Genomic DNA, 2,457 nt, shown 5'->3' with positions numbered 1-2,457 from the left:
TGTTTGCTGTTCAGAAGCTAAGTGAATCACCAAATTAGAGACGTTATTCAGCAAAAACTAGGATTGACGAAATACTTTAAATAGTCCAATGACCCCATTGGACACTCAAGCAATTCTGAGGACAGTCGCTATTGGTTGGAGAAGCCTTTCCAAAGATTTCAGGCGACTCTCGAAGATCGCGAAAACCTGTGATATGAAGTAGAACAGAAGGTAGTCGAAAAGTGTTCCGCTAATTCCCCATCACCAGGCGTAGATGATGTTTTCACACTGTGAGATTCCGAAGAGAACATTTCATTACGATCTGATACTCGGAATAATTGTATTCAGTTCACTGAGGAATTCTAAGAGATTTTTAAATAGCTAGTCCCACTCAAGTTATAAAGACTCTGAACACCAATGGATGATATCGACTGATCTGCTGTCAGAAAAGAAGTGCCGACAACTGAGAAGCTTTTTTGATTCTCTCATCAGCCAGCCAGACTGATCTTGCCGAAGAGACCTTTATTACCTTCAGCCACCGATTATTCCGAGAGAAACCAGGTGTGCTTGGCAGTTATCCAGATCCCTTCTTGGTCTTGATATACATTTCACGTTCACAAGATGTCTTTCGAGAGGGTTCCAGGATCTTCTGTTCAATCTAAACTTCGTTCCTGAATCGTTTCTGCCGAAAGCCTTTGTGAAAGATCGTGAATACTCTCTTTACAAGTTATCTATGTTGTTATTTTGAGTGTCGCGTTTTCTCGGGGCATCATGAAGGTATTCACTTCTTTCCCTCCGAATTTTAAGGAAACTCTAAGGAATGAATTGTAAAATAACGTGTACTGCTTGGACGAAGGGAGGTGCACAGGGATGAAGAAAGTAGTCATTATCGCACTTGTACTTCTTCTGATAGCAACTCTCACGTATGCCGTTGGCCAGAGACTCAGAGGAAACAAAGGTTCTCAACTTTCTCCTGAAGAATGCCCATGTTTTGTTGACGAGGATGGAGACAACGTCAATGATCTTTGCCCCAATGAAGGGGAGATGTTTCGTAAGCGCTTGAGGGATGGCACTTGCGAAAACGAAAAGGTCTTTGGCGGAGGAAGAGGACAACGAAGAGGCCTGGGTAATCGCTGAATGAGAGAAAATGCATCTTAGAGAGGGGGGTTATGCCCTCCTCTTTTTGTTTGCTCAGATTTGCTTTCGCCCAGTCCCAAAAGAGATTTGGGTTAACTACACTTCAGCCGGGATTCTTGTGTGAAGCGTTATGAATGGCTACTCGACTCCATGCTCTTTGTGAAAAGAGAGATGGTTTACTAGAATCATCAGGTAGCCTGCCAAGATAAACATCACGCTAACAACCGAAATGAAGATAAACAGATTGCCAAACGAACCGATTCCTTCCGGATATTCATCTGCGGGGTTTAGAAACCAGTAAGGGTAAAAACCTGTGAGACTTCCCCGTATGACGGCGCCAACTGCGTAAGCAAGAGGATATATTGCCCACAAAACGGGATAGAAGAACTTGTAAGAACTCTTCTCTTCAAACAGCAGCCAGCAAATTATTGCGGCCGACGGTGTAATATAGTGCAGCAGGTTGTTTGCGATTAAAGCAAGCCCTTCGGGTCGATAATAGCCCGAAAGAAGGAAATGGTAGACAGTCATTGTGACCGTTATCCATAACACTGACCCACCGGTCAAGATTCGTAATAATTTGTCGGCTCTAGGTGACTCTTGGCGTCTGCAATCAAATACGACATTTGCAAAGGCAACTATTGAGACGATGAAGTTGGTCTGCAAGGTGTAGTAACTGAACTGAGCAAGAGCATCAGAAGGTCTTCTAGAAAGTGACAGCTGCAATACTACTCCCAAAAGGGAAAGGCCGAGTACTGACAGTTCTGCAATTAGTCTTGACTTTCTCTTCTTCAAGCAAATCCCTCTCCTCGGAGTGAAGTCAACTGCTCGGGAGTGCTCCTCAATTTCTGCGTCCTAACGGTTATCAGGCAATAGAGAATACTGTCCCATTCCTTGGAATACTGGCTCCACTAATAATAGCAAGTTTCTTTGCGAAAGAGGTTTCGGCCGAAACTGGATTGAGAATAATCATTTCGTTCATTAGATTGAGTCTCACTTATGATTTTGCTTTTTGAAATGAAGAAGTATAATAAAGTAGATGTTACAGAGTTTTCAAAGGAGGAGGCTGATGAGTCTATTTGATCAGACCTCAGAAAAACTGAATAGTGAGGAAATATCTTCGGTGCTGGCGAAGACTGTTGGAACCTCTCCAGATAAGGTACAGAAGGTAACTCAATTGGGACTGCCGGCTCTCTTACAAGGTCTAACGCGCAACGCTTCAACTGAAGAAGGCGCCGAATCGCTTAACAGAGCGCTCGACCAACATAAAGATGAAACTGTTGATGACGTTAAATCCTTCATTTCAAATGCTGACAGAAGCGGAGGGCAGAAGATTCTTAGCCA

General features: G+C 43.5%; 3 protein-coding genes. 2 read left to right on the top strand and 1 reads right to left on the bottom strand.

Annotated elements, in window-relative coordinates; translation table 11 throughout:
* The first annotated feature begins 849 nt into the window (after positions 1–849).
* The gene (locus ENN47_13115; GenBank protein HDP79086.1) at positions 850–1,116 is read left to right on the top strand and encodes a hypothetical protein; all 267 of its coding nucleotides are present in this window, start codon (positions 850–852) and stop codon (positions 1,114–1,116) included.
* A gap of 138 nt (positions 1,117–1,254) precedes the next feature.
* Here the strand turns inward: ENN47_13115 and ENN47_13110 are convergent, their stop codons facing one another.
* On the bottom strand, positions 1,255–1,908 hold the full coding sequence (locus ENN47_13110) for a hypothetical protein (GenBank protein HDP79085.1): 654 nt from the start codon (positions 1,906–1,908) through the stop codon (positions 1,255–1,257).
* A 244-nt stretch (positions 1,909–2,152) separates the two neighbouring features.
* Here ENN47_13110 and ENN47_13105 point away from each other — a divergent pair.
* On the top strand, positions 2,153–2,457 hold a 305-nt coding region (locus ENN47_13105; protein HDP79084.1), incomplete at its 3' end, for a DUF937 domain-containing protein.

It is taken from the genome of Mesotoga infera (assembly GCA_011045915.1).
Lineage (GTDB): Bacteria > Thermotogota > Thermotogae > Petrotogales > Kosmotogaceae > Mesotoga > Mesotoga infera_D.
The sequence above is the reverse complement of the archived record's forward strand: the minus strand, read 5'-3'. Positions and strand labels throughout refer to the sequence as shown.